This is a genomic window from Verrucosispora sp. FIM060022 (genome assembly GCF_003977705.1).
Lineage (GTDB): Bacteria > Actinomycetota > Actinomycetes > Mycobacteriales > Micromonosporaceae > Micromonospora > Micromonospora gifhornensis.
Map to the genome: position 1 here is coordinate 20,486 of NZ_RQIV01000011.1, position 14,657 is coordinate 35,142.

15 protein-coding genes and 1 riboswitch are annotated in these 14,657 nt (G+C 70.7%); of the genes, 10 read left to right on the forward strand and 5 right to left on the reverse strand.

All coding sequences use genetic code 11. From position 1 onward, the window contains the following. The first annotated feature begins 36 nt into the window (after window positions 1–36). The 6 genes from EG812_RS24455 (at window position 37) to gcvP (ending at window position 7,387) form a co-directional block, all read left to right on the forward strand. Window positions 37–624 carry a MerR family transcriptional regulator gene (locus tag EG812_RS24455; RefSeq protein ID WP_013733913.1) on the forward strand — a complete coding sequence of 196 codons (588 nt, stop codon included), beginning with the start codon at window positions 37–39 and terminating at the stop codon, window positions 622–624. A 446-nt stretch (window positions 625–1,070) separates the two neighbouring features. Beyond that, on the forward strand, window positions 1,071–1,469 hold the full coding sequence (locus EG812_RS24460) for a group I truncated hemoglobin (protein WP_126712883.1): 399 nt from the start codon (window positions 1,071–1,073) through the stop codon (window positions 1,467–1,469). A 2-nt stretch (window positions 1,470–1,471) separates the two neighbouring features. Then, window positions 1,472–2,644, forward strand: coding sequence for a globin domain-containing protein (locus EG812_RS24465; RefSeq protein ID WP_126712884.1), 1,173 nt, complete (start codon window positions 1,472–1,474; stop codon window positions 2,642–2,644). Beyond that, a complete protein-coding gene (locus tag EG812_RS24470) occupies window positions 2,641–3,333 on the forward strand; it encodes a DivIVA domain-containing protein (protein WP_013733910.1) in 693 nt (230 codons plus the stop codon). Before EG812_RS24465 ends, EG812_RS24470 begins: the two co-directional genes overlap by 4 nt. 81 nt (window positions 3,334–3,414) lie before the next feature. Next, window positions 3,415–4,299 carry an NAD-dependent protein deacetylase gene (locus tag EG812_RS24475; protein WP_126712885.1) on the forward strand — a complete coding sequence of 295 codons (885 nt, stop codon included), beginning with the start codon at window positions 3,415–3,417 and terminating at the stop codon, window positions 4,297–4,299. 88 nt (window positions 4,300–4,387) lie between these two features. Next, window positions 4,388–4,486, forward strand: a riboswitch (glycine riboswitch). 78 nt (window positions 4,487–4,564) lie between these two features. Continuing rightward, window positions 4,565–7,387 (forward strand): aminomethyl-transferring glycine dehydrogenase, encoded by a 2,823-nt coding sequence (gene gcvP, locus EG812_RS24480; RefSeq protein WP_126712886.1) that lies wholly within the window; start codon window positions 4,565–4,567, stop codon window positions 7,385–7,387. 126 nt (window positions 7,388–7,513) lie between these two features. On the opposite strand, the gene EG812_RS24485 is transcribed toward gcvP, so the two are convergent. Further along, window positions 7,514–7,714 (reverse strand): DUF5999 family protein, encoded by a 201-nt coding sequence (locus tag EG812_RS24485; RefSeq protein WP_013733907.1) that lies wholly within the window; start codon window positions 7,712–7,714, stop codon window positions 7,514–7,516. Between the two features lie 123 nt (window positions 7,715–7,837). Between EG812_RS24485 and EG812_RS24490 the strand changes: the two genes are divergently transcribed. Beyond that, complete coding sequence (locus tag EG812_RS24490; protein ID WP_043720938.1) at window positions 7,838–9,025, forward strand: chorismate-binding protein; 1,188 nt, start codon at window positions 7,838–7,840, stop codon at window positions 9,023–9,025. Between the two features lie 50 nt (window positions 9,026–9,075). Continuing rightward, window positions 9,076–9,579: a peptide deformylase gene (gene def / locus EG812_RS24495; RefSeq protein ID WP_043720933.1), complete on the forward strand. Its 504-nt coding sequence runs from the start codon at window positions 9,076–9,078 to the stop codon at window positions 9,577–9,579. Here the strand turns inward: def and EG812_RS24500 are convergent. From EG812_RS24500 to EG812_RS24510, 3 genes are read right to left on the reverse strand one after another with little or no spacing between them, the layout of a single operon-like run. Continuing rightward, on the reverse strand, window positions 9,565–10,131 hold the full coding sequence (locus EG812_RS24500; protein ID WP_013733904.1) for a GNAT family N-acetyltransferase: 567 nt from the start codon (window positions 10,129–10,131) through the stop codon (window positions 9,565–9,567). The genes def and EG812_RS24500 overlap by 15 nt on opposite strands. A 50-nt stretch (window positions 10,132–10,181) precedes the next feature. After that, window positions 10,182–10,958, reverse strand: a complete 777-nt coding sequence (locus EG812_RS29990) for a GNAT family N-acetyltransferase (protein WP_126712887.1) — start codon at window positions 10,956–10,958, stop codon at window positions 10,182–10,184. 34 nt (window positions 10,959–10,992) lie between these two features. After that, window positions 10,993–11,772: a TSUP family transporter gene (locus tag EG812_RS24510; protein WP_286047870.1), complete on the reverse strand. Its 780-nt coding sequence runs from the start codon at window positions 11,770–11,772 to the stop codon at window positions 10,993–10,995. A 178-nt stretch (window positions 11,773–11,950) separates the two neighbouring features. On the opposite strand from EG812_RS24510, the gene EG812_RS24515 reads away from it, so the two are divergent. Both EG812_RS24515 and EG812_RS24520 read left to right on the forward strand, forming a co-directional pair. Next, complete coding sequence (locus EG812_RS24515) at window positions 11,951–12,745, forward strand: endonuclease/exonuclease/phosphatase family protein (RefSeq protein ID WP_126712888.1); 795 nt, start codon at window positions 11,951–11,953, stop codon at window positions 12,743–12,745. Between the two features lie 73 nt (window positions 12,746–12,818). After that, the gene (locus tag EG812_RS24520; RefSeq protein WP_126712889.1) at window positions 12,819–13,565 is read left to right on the forward strand and encodes a hypothetical protein; all 747 of its coding nucleotides are present in this window, start codon (window positions 12,819–12,821) and stop codon (window positions 13,563–13,565) included. Window positions 13,566–13,573: 8 nt separating this feature from the next. On the opposite strand, the gene EG812_RS24525 is transcribed toward EG812_RS24520, so the two are convergent. Continuing rightward, the gene (locus tag EG812_RS24525) at window positions 13,574–14,575 is read right to left on the reverse strand and encodes a tyrosine-type recombinase/integrase (protein WP_126712890.1); all 1,002 of its coding nucleotides are present in this window, start codon (window positions 14,573–14,575) and stop codon (window positions 13,574–13,576) included. Window positions 14,576–14,657 lie beyond the last annotated feature (82 nt).

Genomic DNA, 14,657 nt, shown 5'->3' on the forward strand with positions numbered 1-14,657 from the left:
ACGACGTGTCACCGCACTGACGGGGAGGTTGTCCGGATGCACGAGCCGCGAGATTCCGATCCGGTCACCGGGCTGGACGAGTCGGGTGGGACACCCGGGTCGGCGACTGACGGTGACGGTGCGGTGGGGTACCGGGGTGTGACGGCGTGCCACGCGGTGGGCATCAGTTACCGGCAGTTGGACTACTGGGCGCGTACGGCGTTGGTGGTGCCGAGTGTGCGGGATGCGTCGGGTTCGGGGACGCAGCGGTTGTATTCGTTCCGTGACCTGGTGGTGTTGAAGGTCGTGAAGCGGTTGTTGGACGCCGGGGTGTCGTTGCAGAACATCCGTAAGGCGATCGAGGCGTTGCGGTCGCGTGGTGTGGCGGATCTGGCGGGCATCACGTTGATTTCCGACGGGACGACGGTGTACGAGTGTCGGTCTCCGGAGGAGGTGGTCGACCTGTTGCAGGGCGGCCAGGGGGTGTTCGGCATCGCGATCGGTGGTGCGTTCAAGGAGATCCAGGGGTCGTTGTCGCATCTGCCGGCGGAGCCGGCGGGGGTGGTGGCGGAGCCGGACGAGCCGCAGGAGCCGGCGGTGGGTGACGAGTTGGCGGCGCGTCGGGCGCGGCGTCGGGCCGGCTGACTGCGCGGTCGGTCGGCTGGGTCACGACTGGCATGCTGTGGTGTCACCCGTGGGTGTGCCGGGTGGGGATTGTTTCCATTCTTTGAATTCTTCGCGATCACTTTGAGTGGTCCTCTGGTCGCCGGTGTCGGTCCGGTGTGGTGGGTCGCGGGTCGTCGGATTGGTTGTCGGCGCTGGCCAGTGCCGGTGGTCGGGGTGTGAACTTGTTCGAGGATGACCGCTTTGCGTGTTCGTCCGATGACCGACGGTTTTCGTTCATCACGTTCTGTGACTGGGTGCTGTCGGCCAGCTGACAGGTCGACCCTGACGTGGGCGGCGCGGCACGCTATCGTCCGTCACGGTCTGCATGGCGTCGCTGCCGTAGCGTCGCGGCACTGTCGATGTCCGCAGATCGTCGTCGGCGCGCGTCGACGCGCCCACCCCTGCTGAACGGGAAGGAACGACCTGTGACGGTTACCGAGGAGCCCACGCCGGTTTCGCATTTCGAGCGTATCGGTGGGGCCGGTTCGGTCAAGGCCGCTGTCGAGCTGTTCTACGACCGGGTGCTGGCCGACCCGGAGTTGGCCGGCTACTTCACCGCGGTGGACATGGCCGGGCAGCGTCGGCACATGGCGCAGATGTTGACCGTGGTGCTGGGCGGCCCGAACGAGTACCGGGGTCGTGATCTGGCCACCGCGCATCAGCCGTTGCAGATTCCGGTGGCGCATTACCAGCAGGTGGGCGGGCACCTGACGGCGGTGTTGACGCAGCTGAACGTGCCGGGTGACGTGATCACCGATGTGCAGGCGGTGTTGGCGCAGGTGCAGGACCAGGTGGTGGCCGGCGGGCGTCAGGCGGACGCCTGAGCGTGGACGTCTCCCGACTCAAGCGCAGCTGGTCGGCCGTCGCCGCGCACGGTGACCAGGTGCCGCTGTACTTCTATTCGACGCTGTTCCTGACCCATCCGCAGACCCGGCAGCTGTTTCCGACGAACATGGCGGGTCAGCGGGATCGGCTGGTCGCCGCGCTCGGTCACATCGTGTCGCAGGTGGATCAGGTCGACCGGTTGGCCGGTTACCTGCAAAAGCTGGGTGCCGACCACCGCAAGTTCGCGGTGCGGGCGGAGCACTATCCGGCGGTCGGTCAGGCGTTGCTGGCGACGTTGCGGCATTTCCTCGCCGAGGCGTGGACCGACGAGCTGGCGCAGGACTGGTCGGCGGCGTACGGGCTGGTGGCGAAGGTGATGACGGAGGCCGCGCAGGCCGCCGAGGCGGTGCAGCCACCGTGGTGGGTGGCGGAGGTGGTCGGTCATGAGCGGCGGGGTTTCGACGTGGCGGTGCTGACGGTACGACCGCAGTACCTGTTGCCGTTCACGCCGGGCCAGTCGATCGGGTTGTCGCATCCGGCGTTGCGGTCGTGGCGGTACTACTCGCCGGCGAACGCTCCCCGCGCGGACGGCACGCTGGAGTTGCATGTGCGGGCCGTGCCGGGTGGTGCGGTGTCGTCGCGGCTGGTGTACGGGTGCGCGGTGGGTGACCAGGTGCATCTGGCGGCGCCGGTGGGGGACGGGTTGACGTTGTCCTCGGCCGGGTCGGCGAATCTGCTGCTGTTGGCCGCCGGTACCGGCTGGGCGCCGTTGAAGGCGTTGGTGGAGCAGGTGGCGGCCGAGGAGGCGCCGCGCCGCGTCGACCTGTACGTCGGGTTCCGTTCGCACGGCGAGTGTTACGACGCCGAGGGGCTCGACAAGCTGGCGGCGTCGTATCCGTGGTTGACGGTGACGCAGGTGGCCGGGTTGGACCTGCAGCGGCCGGGTGAGTTCGTGTATCCGGTGGACCGGGCGTTGGCCGACGGTGACTGGCGGTCCCGGCACGTGTACGTGTGTGGTTCCGATGACGTGGTGGCGCGGACGGTGGCGGCGTTGACCCGCGCGGGTTATCACCCCGGGCAGCTGCACCACGAGGATCCGGGTCAGCGGTGGTACGGCCCGGCGTGGCGGTCGGCGACGTCGACCGTCCCTGACGATCGCGGAGGTGCCCGGTGAGTGAGTCTGGCAGTCGGGTCGGGGTGGCGGTGCCCCTCGGCCGGTACGACGGCACCGATGTCGTCGGTGGGGTGCCGGTGCGGATGACCGCAGACCGGGTCCGGCGGTGGGAGTTCGGTTCGTCGTCGTTCGCGCGGCGCGGCTACGACCAGGCCGACGTGGACCGGTTCCGGATGCAGGTGGCCGACGAGTTGGACCTGTTGGCCACCCAGGTGGCGAACCTGCGCGCCGAGAACGAGCGGTTGGGTGACCATGTGGAGTTGCACCGGCACGGGGTGATTCCGAGCGCGGAGCCGACGGCGTCGTTGCCGGCGACCAAGGAGGTGAATCTACTGTCGGCGGCGCAGCGGGAGGCCGAGCAGATCATCGCGCAGGCGCACGACTATGCGCGGCGGGTCGCCGAGTACGCCCGCACCCAGTACGAGAGTTACGTGCGGGCGGCGGTGGAGCAGGCCCGTCAGGAGGCGGAGCGTGCGGTGCAGGATTACCGGGCGTCGGCCGGGGCGTCGTTCGACGACGGGGTGGCGGCGCGGGAGGCGCTGCGGATCTACGGCGAGATGATGATCTCGCACATGCGGGCGGCGGCGCGGCATCTCGACGACGGCAGTGCCCAGTTGGCGCGCACGATGGAGCGCATCGGCGCGCCGGCGGTGCCGGCGGGTGCGGCGCCACGTCACCACCAGCCCTGACGGGCACGGCCCCCGGGCTCGTCGGCGGGAGGCCAGCTGGCGGGTGCGGCGGCTGGTCGTGGGCGTGGCGGCTGGGGCAGCATGGGTCGGGTGGAGGATGTGATCGCGCCGGTGGCGGGGCTGGTGGCCGGTGGTGAGGTGGTGGTGCTCAGCGGCGCCGGGCTGTCCACCGAGTCGGGCATTCCGGACTATCGGGGGCCGAGTGGGGTGGCCCGCCGGCACACCCCGATGACGTATCAGATGTTCGTGGGTGACGCGCAGGCCCGCCGCCGCTACTGGGCCCGTAGTCACCTGGGGTGGCGGTTGATGGCGCAGGCGGCGCCGAACGACGGTCACCGGGCGGTGGCCCGGCTGCAGCACGGCGGCCTGGTGAGCGGGGTGATCACCCAGAACGTCGACGGGCTGCACACCGCCGCGGGCAGCCGTGACGTGGTGGAGTTGCACGGGCGGCTCGACCAGGTGATCTGCCTGGGCTGTGGGCAGCGGACGTCGCGGCAGGAGCTGGACGGGCGGCTGCGCCGGCTGAACCCGGACTTCACCGCCCGGGCCGCCGCGATCAACCCGGACGGTGACGTGGAACTCGACGACACCGAGGTGGCCGGGTTCCGTACCGTCGACTGCCGCAGCTGTGGCGGGATGCTCAAGCCCGACGTGGTGTTCTTCGGTGAGACGGTGCCCGCCGGGCGGGTGCGGGACTGCTTCGCGATGGTGGCCGCCGCCCGGTTGCTGCTGGTGCTCGGGTCGTCGTTGACGGTGTTGTCGGGGCGCCGGTTCGTCACCGCGGCGGCCCGGCACGGGGTGCCGGTGGTGATCGTCAACCAGGGGGCGACGCGGGGCGACGCCCATGCCCTGCTGCGGGTCGACGCGCCGTTGGGGCAGGTGTTGCCGGCCCTGGTGCAGCGGCTGCTGACCGCCGGCACAGAGCCGACGGCAGTCGACGCGGTGGCGCCGGTCGGCGGCTGCTGAGCGGGGCACCCGACGGCACCTGCGACGCGGGTCGGCCGGGGGTTCGGTGTGGGCCGGCGGGGGCGCTGGTAGCGTTGATCGTGCCGGTAGCACCCACGTGGGAGAGACCGTCCTGGCGTAGCCGGGTCGGCGCCGAAGGGGCAAATCCTCCCCGGAACCTCTCAGGCAAAAGGACCGCGTGGCGTCAGGCACTGTGGAGCGCCCGTGGGTGTGACAGAGGGGGAGGGCCGACCTGTCGACCCCCACCTTCGCGGGAGCGCCACCCATGACCGCAGAGCTGTTCGCCGACCGTCACATCGGTCCCGGCCCGGACGACGAGCGCCGGATGTTGGAAACCGTCGGGTACGCCTCGATCGACGAGTTGATGGACGCGGCGATCCCGGAGGTGATCCGCTGGCACGGCCGGTTGGATCTGCCGGAGCCGGCCAGCGAGCACGACGCCCTGGCCGAGTTACGGGCCCTGGCCGCCGAGAACACAGTCGCCGTGTCGATGATCGGGTTGGGTTATCACGGTACGCACACCCCGGCGGTGATCCGCCGCAACGTGCTGGAGAACCCGGCCTGGTACACCGCGTACACGCCGTACCAGCCGGAGATCAGTCAGGGCCGGTTGGAGGCGCTGCTGAACTTCCAGACCATGGTGTCGGATCTGACCGGCCTGGCGACCGCCAACGCGTCGATGCTGGATGAGGGCACCGCGGCGGCGGAGGCGATGACCCTGGCCCGGCGGGCGTCGAAGAGCAGCAGCCCGGTGTACGTGGTCGACGCCGACACCCTGCCGCAGACCCTCGCGGTGATCACCGGCCGGGCGCAGCCGCTCGGCATCGAGGTACGGGTCGTCGACGTCGACCGTGACGAGTTGCCGGCGGAGTTCTTCGGCCTGCACCTGCAGTATCCGGGCGCCTCCGGAACCGTACGTGATCATGCCCGGCTGGTGGAGGCCGCGCATGCCGTCGGGGCGTTGGTGACCGTCGCGGCGGACCTGCTGGCGTTGACGCTGCTGCGCCCGCCGGGGGAGATCGGTGTCGACATCGCCGCGGGCACCACCCAACGCTTCGGGGTGCCGATGGGCTTCGGTGGCCCGCACGCCGGATATCTGGCGGTCCGGCGGGGTCTGGAACGGATGCTGCCGGGCCGGCTGGTCGGGGTGTCGCGGGACACGGCCGGGCAGGCGGCGTACCGGTTGGCGTTGCAGACCCGGGAGCAGCACATCCGGCGGGAGAAGGCGACAAGCAACATCTGCACCGCGCAGGTGCTGCTGGCGGTGATGGCCAGCATGTACGCCGTCTACCACGGCCCGGACGGGCTGCGGCGCATCGCGAGGCGTACCCATGCGTCGGCGGCCCGGTTGGCGGCCGGCCTGCGGGCCGGTGGCGTCGAGGTGGCCGACGTGCCGTTCTTCGACACGGTCACCGCGACCGTGCCGGGGCGGGCCGTCGAGGTGGTGGCCGCGGCGGCGGCCCGCAACGTCAACCTGCGGCTGGTCGACGCCGACCGGGTGGGGATCTCCTGCGACGAGACCACCACGGGCGCGCACCTGGCGGCGGTGTGGGCGGCGTTCGGCGTCGACGGCGTCGACGGTGACACCGATGTGGCTCTGCCGGGCGCGTTGGCCCGCACGTCGGACTTCCTGACCCACCCGGTGTTCCGCAGCCACCATTCGGAGACGGCGATGCTGCGGTACCTGCGTCGGCTCGCCGACCTGGACTACGCCCTGGACCGGGGCATGATCCCGTTGGGTTCGTGCACCATGAAACTCAACGCGACCACCGAGATGGAACCGATCAGCTGGGCGCAGTTCGCGCACCTGCATCCGTTCGCGCCGGCCGAGCAGACCACCGGCTACCGCACGATGATCAGCCAGCTGGAGGGGTGGCTGGCGGAGGTCACCGGCTACGACGCGGTCAGCGTGCAGCCCAACGCCGGCTCGCAGGGGGAGTTGGCGGGTCTGCTGGCGATCCGCGCCTACCACCGCTCCCGCGGTGAGGGGCACCGCACCGTGTGTCTGATCCCGTCGTCGGCGCACGGCACCAACGCCGCCAGCGCGGTGATGGCCGGCATGCGGGTGGTGGTGGTCGGCTGTGACGCCGACGGCAACGTCGACCTGGTCGACCTGGACGCGAAGATCGAGGCGCACGCCGACACCCTGGCGGCGATCATGGTGACGTATCCGTCGACGCACGGGGTGTACGAGACGGGCATCGCGCAGTTGTGCGCGAAGGTCCACGACGCCGGCGGTCAGGTGTACGTCGACGGGGCGAACCTCAACGCGCTTGTCGGCTTCGCCAAGCCGGGCCGGTTCGGGGCGGACGTGTCGCACCTGAACCTGCACAAGACGTTCTGCATTCCGCACGGCGGTGGTGGGCCGGGGGTCGGTCCGGTGGCGGTACGCGCGCATCTGGCGCCGTTCCTGCCCGGTGACCCGGTCGGCGAGCCGGTGGATGGTCGGCCGGCGATCTCGGCGGCCCGGTACGGGTCGGCGGGCATCCTGCCGATCCCGTGGGTGTACCTGCGGATGATGGGCGCGCACGGGCTGGCCCGGGCGACCGGGGTGGCGGTGCTGGCGGCCAACTACGTGGCGGCGCGGCTGCGTGGACACTTCCCGGTGCTGTACGCCGGCAACAAGGGGCTGGTGGCCCACGAGTGCATCCTGGATCTGCGGCCGTTGACGAAGGCGACCGGGGTCAGTGTCGACGACGTGGCCAAGCGGCTCATCGACTACGGGTTCCACGCGCCGACCATGTCGTTCCCGGTGGCCGGGACGTTGATGGTGGAGCCGACGGAGAGTGAGGATCTGGCCGAGCTGGACCGGTTCTGCGACGCGATGATCGCCATCCGGGCGGAGATCGACGCGGTGGCGGCGGGGCAGTGGCCGGCCGATGACAATCCGCTGGTCAACGCGCCGCACACCGCGGCGATGGTGTCCGGCGACGAGTGGCCGCACGCGTATCCGCGGTCGGTGGGCGGCTATCCGGCCGGGGTGGACCGGGTGGCGAAGTACTGGCCGCCGGTGCGGCGGGTCGACGGCGGCTACGGCGATCGGAATCTGGTGTGTTCGTGCCCGGCACCGCAGGCGTACGAGGACTGAGCGGCAGGGTGTGCGCCGGGGCGTCGCAGTGCCGCCCCGGTGGTACGCCGACCTGCGGTGACCAGTGCCGCGGCGGGGGGCTAGCCTGAGGCGGCGCGGGAAAGGTCGGGACGGATCGTGGTCGGGTCAGGCGGCGAGGGCGTGGCGGGCGGGTCCGCGGTGGGGTGCGATGCTGCTGCCGTCGGGCAGCAGTTCGCCGGTGTCCTCGAAAACGATGACGCCGTTGCAGAGCAGGCTCCAGCCCTGTTCCGGAAAACAGGCGATGGCCTTGGCGGCTTCCCGGTCGGTGGCGTCGGCGGAGGGGCAGGTGGGTTGGTGCTGGCACATCGGGTTCTCCGGACTGTGGGGGCACTGTGTCATGGTTCACATGACCAGTGACGCACAGTACCAAGCGGAAGCGCGCGGCATCGAGCAGATGTCCGCGCGGCGCGTGGGAAATCCACTGAACGGATGAGCATCCATCGCCCAGACGTCATGGAAGCGCTCCCACGAATGGTGGTCGCGCCACCCGCCGCCCCCACCGCCTGCCGCGGCCGCCTCGTCGAACGCGCCCGCTGGCAGTGGCGACCCACCGACGGCGGTGACCCCGCCACCGCAATCCAGGACTTCCTCACCGCCCACGACCTGCACCTGCACGACCTCACCCGCCCCGCACCCCGCCACGACCACGACCACGAGCAGCTCTGCGGCGCCGCCCTCTACGTCTCCGCCGCCGCCGGCGCCCTGATGGTCGGCGGCGACCCCGGCCCACCCAGCCCCGCCGACCTGCCCGACGTCGCCGTCGTCGTCTACGGCCACACCGACACCCCACCACCCCCACCACCGGCCACCAGCTGGTCGCGGGGACCCTGGACCGAAAGCTGGAGCCCCCCGCAACACGCCGCCGCCGTCGAAGCCGTCCGCCACGCCATCAGCCGCGGCCAGGTCTACCAGGTCAACCTCGTCGGCCACGCCGCCGCCCCGTACACCGGCAACCCGCTGCCCGCCCTGGCCCGCCTCGGTCGACTCCCCGGCGCCCGCTACGGCGGCGTCCTGTCCGGCCCCGACTGGGCCATCGGCTGCGCCAGCCCGGAAACCCTCATCGAAGTCCGCGACGGCACCCTCACCACCCGCCCCATCAAAGGCACCCGCCCCGCCACCGCCACCGGCCGCGCCGACCTGCTCGCCTCCCGCAAGGAACGCGCCGAACACATCATGATCGTCGACCTGGAACGCAACGACCTGGCCCGCATCGCCGCCACCGGCAGCGTCCGCGTCGACGACCTGTTCGCCGTACGCCGATGGTGTGACCTGTGGCAGGCCGAATCCACCATCCGCGCCCAGGCCGCCGACGGCCTCGGCCTGGCCGACCTGCTACGCGCCGTATGCCCCGGCGGCTCCGTCACCGGCGCCCCGAAACTCGCCGCCCTGCACCACATCGCCGCCCTGGAACCTGTCGGCCGCGGCGCCAGCATGGGCGGCCTCGGCTGGGTCGCCCCCGGCCACATCGACCTCGGCCTGACCATCCGCACCGCCGCCGTCGACCACCACACCGTGCACGTGTGGGCCGGCGGCGGCATCACCTGGGACAGCGACCCCGACGCCGAAGTCGCCGAAGCAGCAGCCAAAACCCGCCCCGTACGCGCCGCCCTGCGATGATCCGCAACCAGACACACCTGGCACACCGACCACCGACTAGCCTTTCCGACATGACCATGCGGGACATCCGAATCATCGGCGACCCGGTGCTACGCACCCCCAGCGAACCGATCACCAGCTTCGACGCCGAACTACGCTCCCTGGTCACCGACCTGATGGACACCCTGCTCGGCAAACCCGGCCGCGCCGGCGTCGCCGCCCCGCAGATCGGCGTCAACGCCCAGGTCTTCGTCTACGACGCCGACGGCCACCGCGGCCACATGATCAACCCCACCCTCGACCTGTCCGACGAACTCCAGGACGACGACGAAGGCTGCCTGTCCATCCCCGGCCTCTACTTCCCGACCCCCCGCGCCCTGCACGCCACCGCCCACGGCTTCGACCAACACGGCGAACCCCTCACCATCGCCGGCAGCGGCTTCCTCGCCCGCGCCCTGCAACACGAAACCGACCACCTGCACGGCCGCCTCTACGTCGACACCCTGCGCGGCGACATCCGCCGCCGCGCACTACGAGAAATCCGCGCCGGACGCTTCGACTCACCCCGCCGCTGACACCACCCACTGCTCCCGGGTGATCTCGTACTCCACCTCACCCTGCTCCGCACCCGGCAACGGATCCGACCACGACTGGTGGAACGTGCGCACATAGCGCATCCCCACCGCCGCCATCGTCGCCCGCGACGCCACATTCACCGCCATCGTCTCGGCGAAGATCCGCCGCAACCCCAGATCCACGAAACCGTGCCGGATCAACTCCCGGGCCCCCTCACTGGCCAACCCCCGCCGCCACCACCGGCGCACCAACCGATAACCCAACTCCGCCTGCCCGGCCACCGGCCCCTGATCGGCACGCTGCGGCGGCTCCAACAGCCACCAGCCGACGAACTCACCCTCCACCAGACCCGCCCAGAACCCCAACCCCGGCGCCTGCCCGGCCACCGCCAACCGCCGCCGATGCAGCCCCCGCACCTCCTCGGCCGACCGCACCGGCCCCAGAAACCGCATCACCTGCGCATCCGCGTCCAACGCGATCTCACCGGCCAGATGCTCATCCGCCAACGGCACCAACACCAACCGGGCGGTACGCAACGTCGCCTGAGTCATCCGCGCATTCTGCCCACCAGCCACCCACCGAAGCGACCCGAAAACCCGCCTCAGCAGCCGACCGCGGCCAGATCGAACTCCCCGTACTGCGCCGACCGGCGAAAACCCAACCGCTCGTACAACCGCACCGCCACACCGTTGTCGGCCTTCACGTTCAACGTCACCTGCTCCACCTCGGCCCGCAGCAACCCACACAACCGGGCCACCACCGCCGAGGCCAACCCCCGACCACGCCACGCCGGATGAGTGGTCACATTGCCCAACGCCGCCACCCCGAACGCGGGGGAGTACACATGCACCCCCGCCACCGCCACCAACACACCACCGGCCCACACACCCACATACCGGCCCGTGTCCACCATCCGGGCATCGAACCAGTTACCCGGATACGCCACCGCGTACAACTCCCGCAACGCCGGCACATGCTCACGACCCAGCACCTCCCCGGCCGCCGCCACCGCCGCCAACCGGTCCGGCTCCGTCAACGCCATCTTCAGATGCGCACCCGCCGACACCACCCGAAACGCCCCCGCCAACCCCACCTCCACACCGGGGGACAGGTGCGCCCACAACCGCGCCGGCAACACCGGCGCCAACTCACCCACCAACGCCGCCAACTCCTCGACCCCCTCCGGCCGCGTCAACGCCAGCAACGTCGGCGGCCGCATCCCGTGATACAGCAACGCCACCGACCCACCCCGCCGATACCACGACGTGTACGGCCAGAAGAAATCGTCCAGATCACCCAACTCGTAGGCGTGCAGTTGAGGATCCCGACCCAACAGCCCCGCCAACACCGACCGATCATGTTCCGCGCGCACCGGCATCAGCCGATGATCACACGACAGCCGCGGCCCACCCTCAACCGGCCAGCCACTGGTCGTAACCCAGCTTCGCCACCAACGCCAACACCACCACCAGCAACACCACCCGCACGAACCCGGCACCCCGCCGCAACGCCATCCGCGCCCCGGCCATCGCCCCCACGATGTTGCACACCGCCATCGCCGCACCGAGCAACCACCACACGTTCCCCGTCACCGCGAACACCGCCAACGCCCCCGCGTTCGTACCCGCGTTCACCACCTTCGCCATCGCCGAACCGTGCAGGAAATCCGCACCCACCAACGCGGTGAACGCCAACACCAGAAACGTGCCCGTACCCGGCCCGATCAACCCGTCATAGGCGGCGATCCCCACCCCCGCCACCAGCACCGCCACCACGACCCGAGCCCGCGTCCGCCGATGCGGCGCCGCCGCCACCCCCAACCGCGGCCGCAACACCACGAACAACGCCACCACCAGCAACACCACAAGCACCACCGGCCGGTACGCCGACGGCGGCACCGCACCCGCCAACGCCGCACCCACCCCGGCACACACCACCGCCAACGCCGCCGCCGGCCCCGCCACCGCCCAATCGATCTTCGTACGACGGGCGAACGTCAACGCCGCCGTCGACGTACCCGCGATCGCCGCCAACTTGTTCGTCCCCAACGCCGTGGCCGGCGGCATACCCGGCACCGCCACCAGCAGCGCCGGCAACAACAACAAACCCCCACCACCGACCACCGCATCAACCCACCCGGCCATCGCGGCAGCCGTCAACAGGATCGCGACGGTCGAAGGATCAAGCTCCACGCGCCGCATTCTGCCCACCACGACCCCGCTGACGTGGGCATCTGTGGTCAGCCTCACCGGCCCCGCAACCGCCGCACCCAGATCCCCACCCCACCCACGGCCAGGAAAAGCAGCATCGAACAGAACAGACCCCGCATCATCCACGAAACTGTGCCACCACCGTCGCTAAGGTGACAGCGTGCGCCTGGCCACGTTCAACCTGCTGCACGGACGATCACTGACCGACGGACTGGTCGACCCCCACCGCCTCGCCGCAGCCGTCACCGCCCTCGACGCCGACGTACTCGCCCTGCAGGAAGTCGACCGCGACCAGTCCCGCAGCGGCAACCTGGACCTCACCGCCATCGCCGCCCAAGCCCTCCACGCCGACGAACACCGCTTCGCCGCCGCCGTCGTCGGCACCCCCGGCGAAGCCTTCCGACCCCTCACCCACGACGACGACGGACACGGCGAACCCTGCTACGGCGTCGGCCTGATCTCCCGCCACCCCGTCACCACCTGGCAGGTCACCCGCCTGAAACCCGCACCCGTACGCTCACCGGTCTACGCGCCCGGCGCAGGCGGCGGCGGACTCATCCTGCTCCGCGACGAACCCCGCGTCGTCCTCGCCGCCGTCCTGGACACCCCCCACGGCCACCTCACCGTCGCCGCCACCCACCTGTCCTTCGTCCCCGGCTGGAACGTCCTCCAACTCCGCCAGGTCATCCGCGCCCTGCGCACCCTGCCGGCACCACGGATCCTGCTGGGCGACCTCAACCTGCCCGCCTGGGCCACCCGCCTCACCACCGGCTGGCACCTGCTCGGCCGCCGACCCACCTACCCGGCCGCAGCGCCCCGCGTGCAACTCGACCACGCCATCGCCGACCGGCGCGGGTTCACTCAGCTGCCCCCGGTCACCGCGGTACGCACCCCACTGTCGACCATCTCCGACCACCGGCCCCTGCTCGTCGACCTTGGCCCACACCGGTCTTGACTGCACCCACCGCGTCATCGACAGTGGGCAATCCGACAAGGATTCGACCGACTCGACAGCGGGGTGAGGACGCATGGAACTGGCCCAGGTCGTACACACGGCCGTGGCAGCCGCAGCAGACCGGATCGCCGCCACCGGCACCGGCCACCTCACCGACACCACCGCCGACCACCTCTACCGCAGCATCGCCGACAGACTCCACACCACAGTCATCGGCACCTACCTGCTGCGGGAACTGGAAAACCAGCCGACGGACCCCACCGCCCGCCGAGACACCACCCGGGCCGTCACCGCCGAAGCGGAAGCCGACCCGCAGTTCGCCGCCGAACTCCACCACCTCGTCGACCAACTCACCCGCGACCTGCCACCCGCCTACCGCCCCCACCACACCCCGCCGGCACCCGACACCCACCACGAACCACCACCACACCGCCAGCCCAACGCCGTCGTCATCCTCCTGATCGCCGCCGTCGCCGCCGTCCTGCTGACAATCAACGGCATCATCCTGGTCAACCTGGTCCTGCCCCACGCCGGCCTCACCGAAAACGCCCGACTCAACAAACTCGCCGGCACCTGGACCAGCGGCGAACCACCCCACGACGACCGCATCACCATCCGCCGTAACGGCACCTTCGCCATCACCGACCCCAACTGGTCCTGCCCCGGCCGAGTCACCTCACCGGCCCGCTCCCGCTACGTCCTGGAAATGGACTGCGGGATCTTCCGCACCTCCTTCGACGGCAAGCTCAACCTGCTCGGCGACAAACTCACCCTCACCGCACCCGGATCACCCGAGACCACCGTCCTCACCCGCGAATAGGCCCCCGCTCAACCCACCGCCGCACGCAGCAAGCCGACAAGCGCCCGGTTCGTGCGGTTGGCGCGCACCGCCTCCCGCTGCGCACCCGCCGTCACCTCGATGTACGTCTGCGACGACGCCAACGACGCGTGCCCCAACAACCGCATGATCTCCGCCGCCCCCGCGCCGTCCTCCGCCAACCGTGTCGCGAAGGTGTGCCGCAACGCGTGCAACCTTGCGCCCCGCGGCACCCGATCACCGATCCCGGCCCGCCGGTAACAGGACTCCACCAGATACTGCAATCCACCCCGGCGCAGCGGCTCACCCCGCCGATCCACCAGCAACGGCGAGTCCGGTCGCACCGTACGCGTACCGAAGCGACGCACCCGACTGTCCAGGTAGGCCGACAACACCTCGTCCAGACCCGGCTCCACCGGCAACACCCGAGGCCGCCCACCCTTGCCGGCCACCTCCACCCGACGCTCACCGGGCCGCCCCGACAGCGAACCGACCCGCAGCGCCAACAACTCCGACAACCGCAACCCCGCACACAGCGCCAACGCCAGCACCGCCACGTCCCGCTCCGGCCACGGATCGCGCTGCCGGCCCTCGCCCCGCGCCGCCGAGGCCAGCAGCTGCTCCGGGGTGTCCTCACCGCGCAGCGGCTTGGGCTGGGGGAGCGGCGTGCGCGGGCGACCGACCGCCGGCATCGGATTGCCCGGCACCACCTGCTCGGCCACCAGGAACGTGAAGAAGCTGTTCCAGGTGGACCAGGCGCGACCGACCGACGCGGCGGCCCGGTCGGCGGCGAAGCGGGCGAACGCCGTGCGCAGCAAGCCGGGGGAGAGCGCACCGATCCTGAGGTCGGCGAGGGGGAGGGGAGGGGTGGTCAACTCCGCGGCAAGTGTGGCCACCCCGATCAGATCCCGGCGGTACGCCGCCTGGGTGTGCGGAGAAGGCTTACGGGTGGCCCGCGCGGTCAGGAACCCTTCGATCAACTTGATGACCAGAACACCCGATTTGTCATGCATAAGGCATATTATGCATGTTTTTCGGGTTGTCGCCAGCCCCAGGGGGAGCGCGCTTGACGATCACGCATGACCGGAGCTTCCT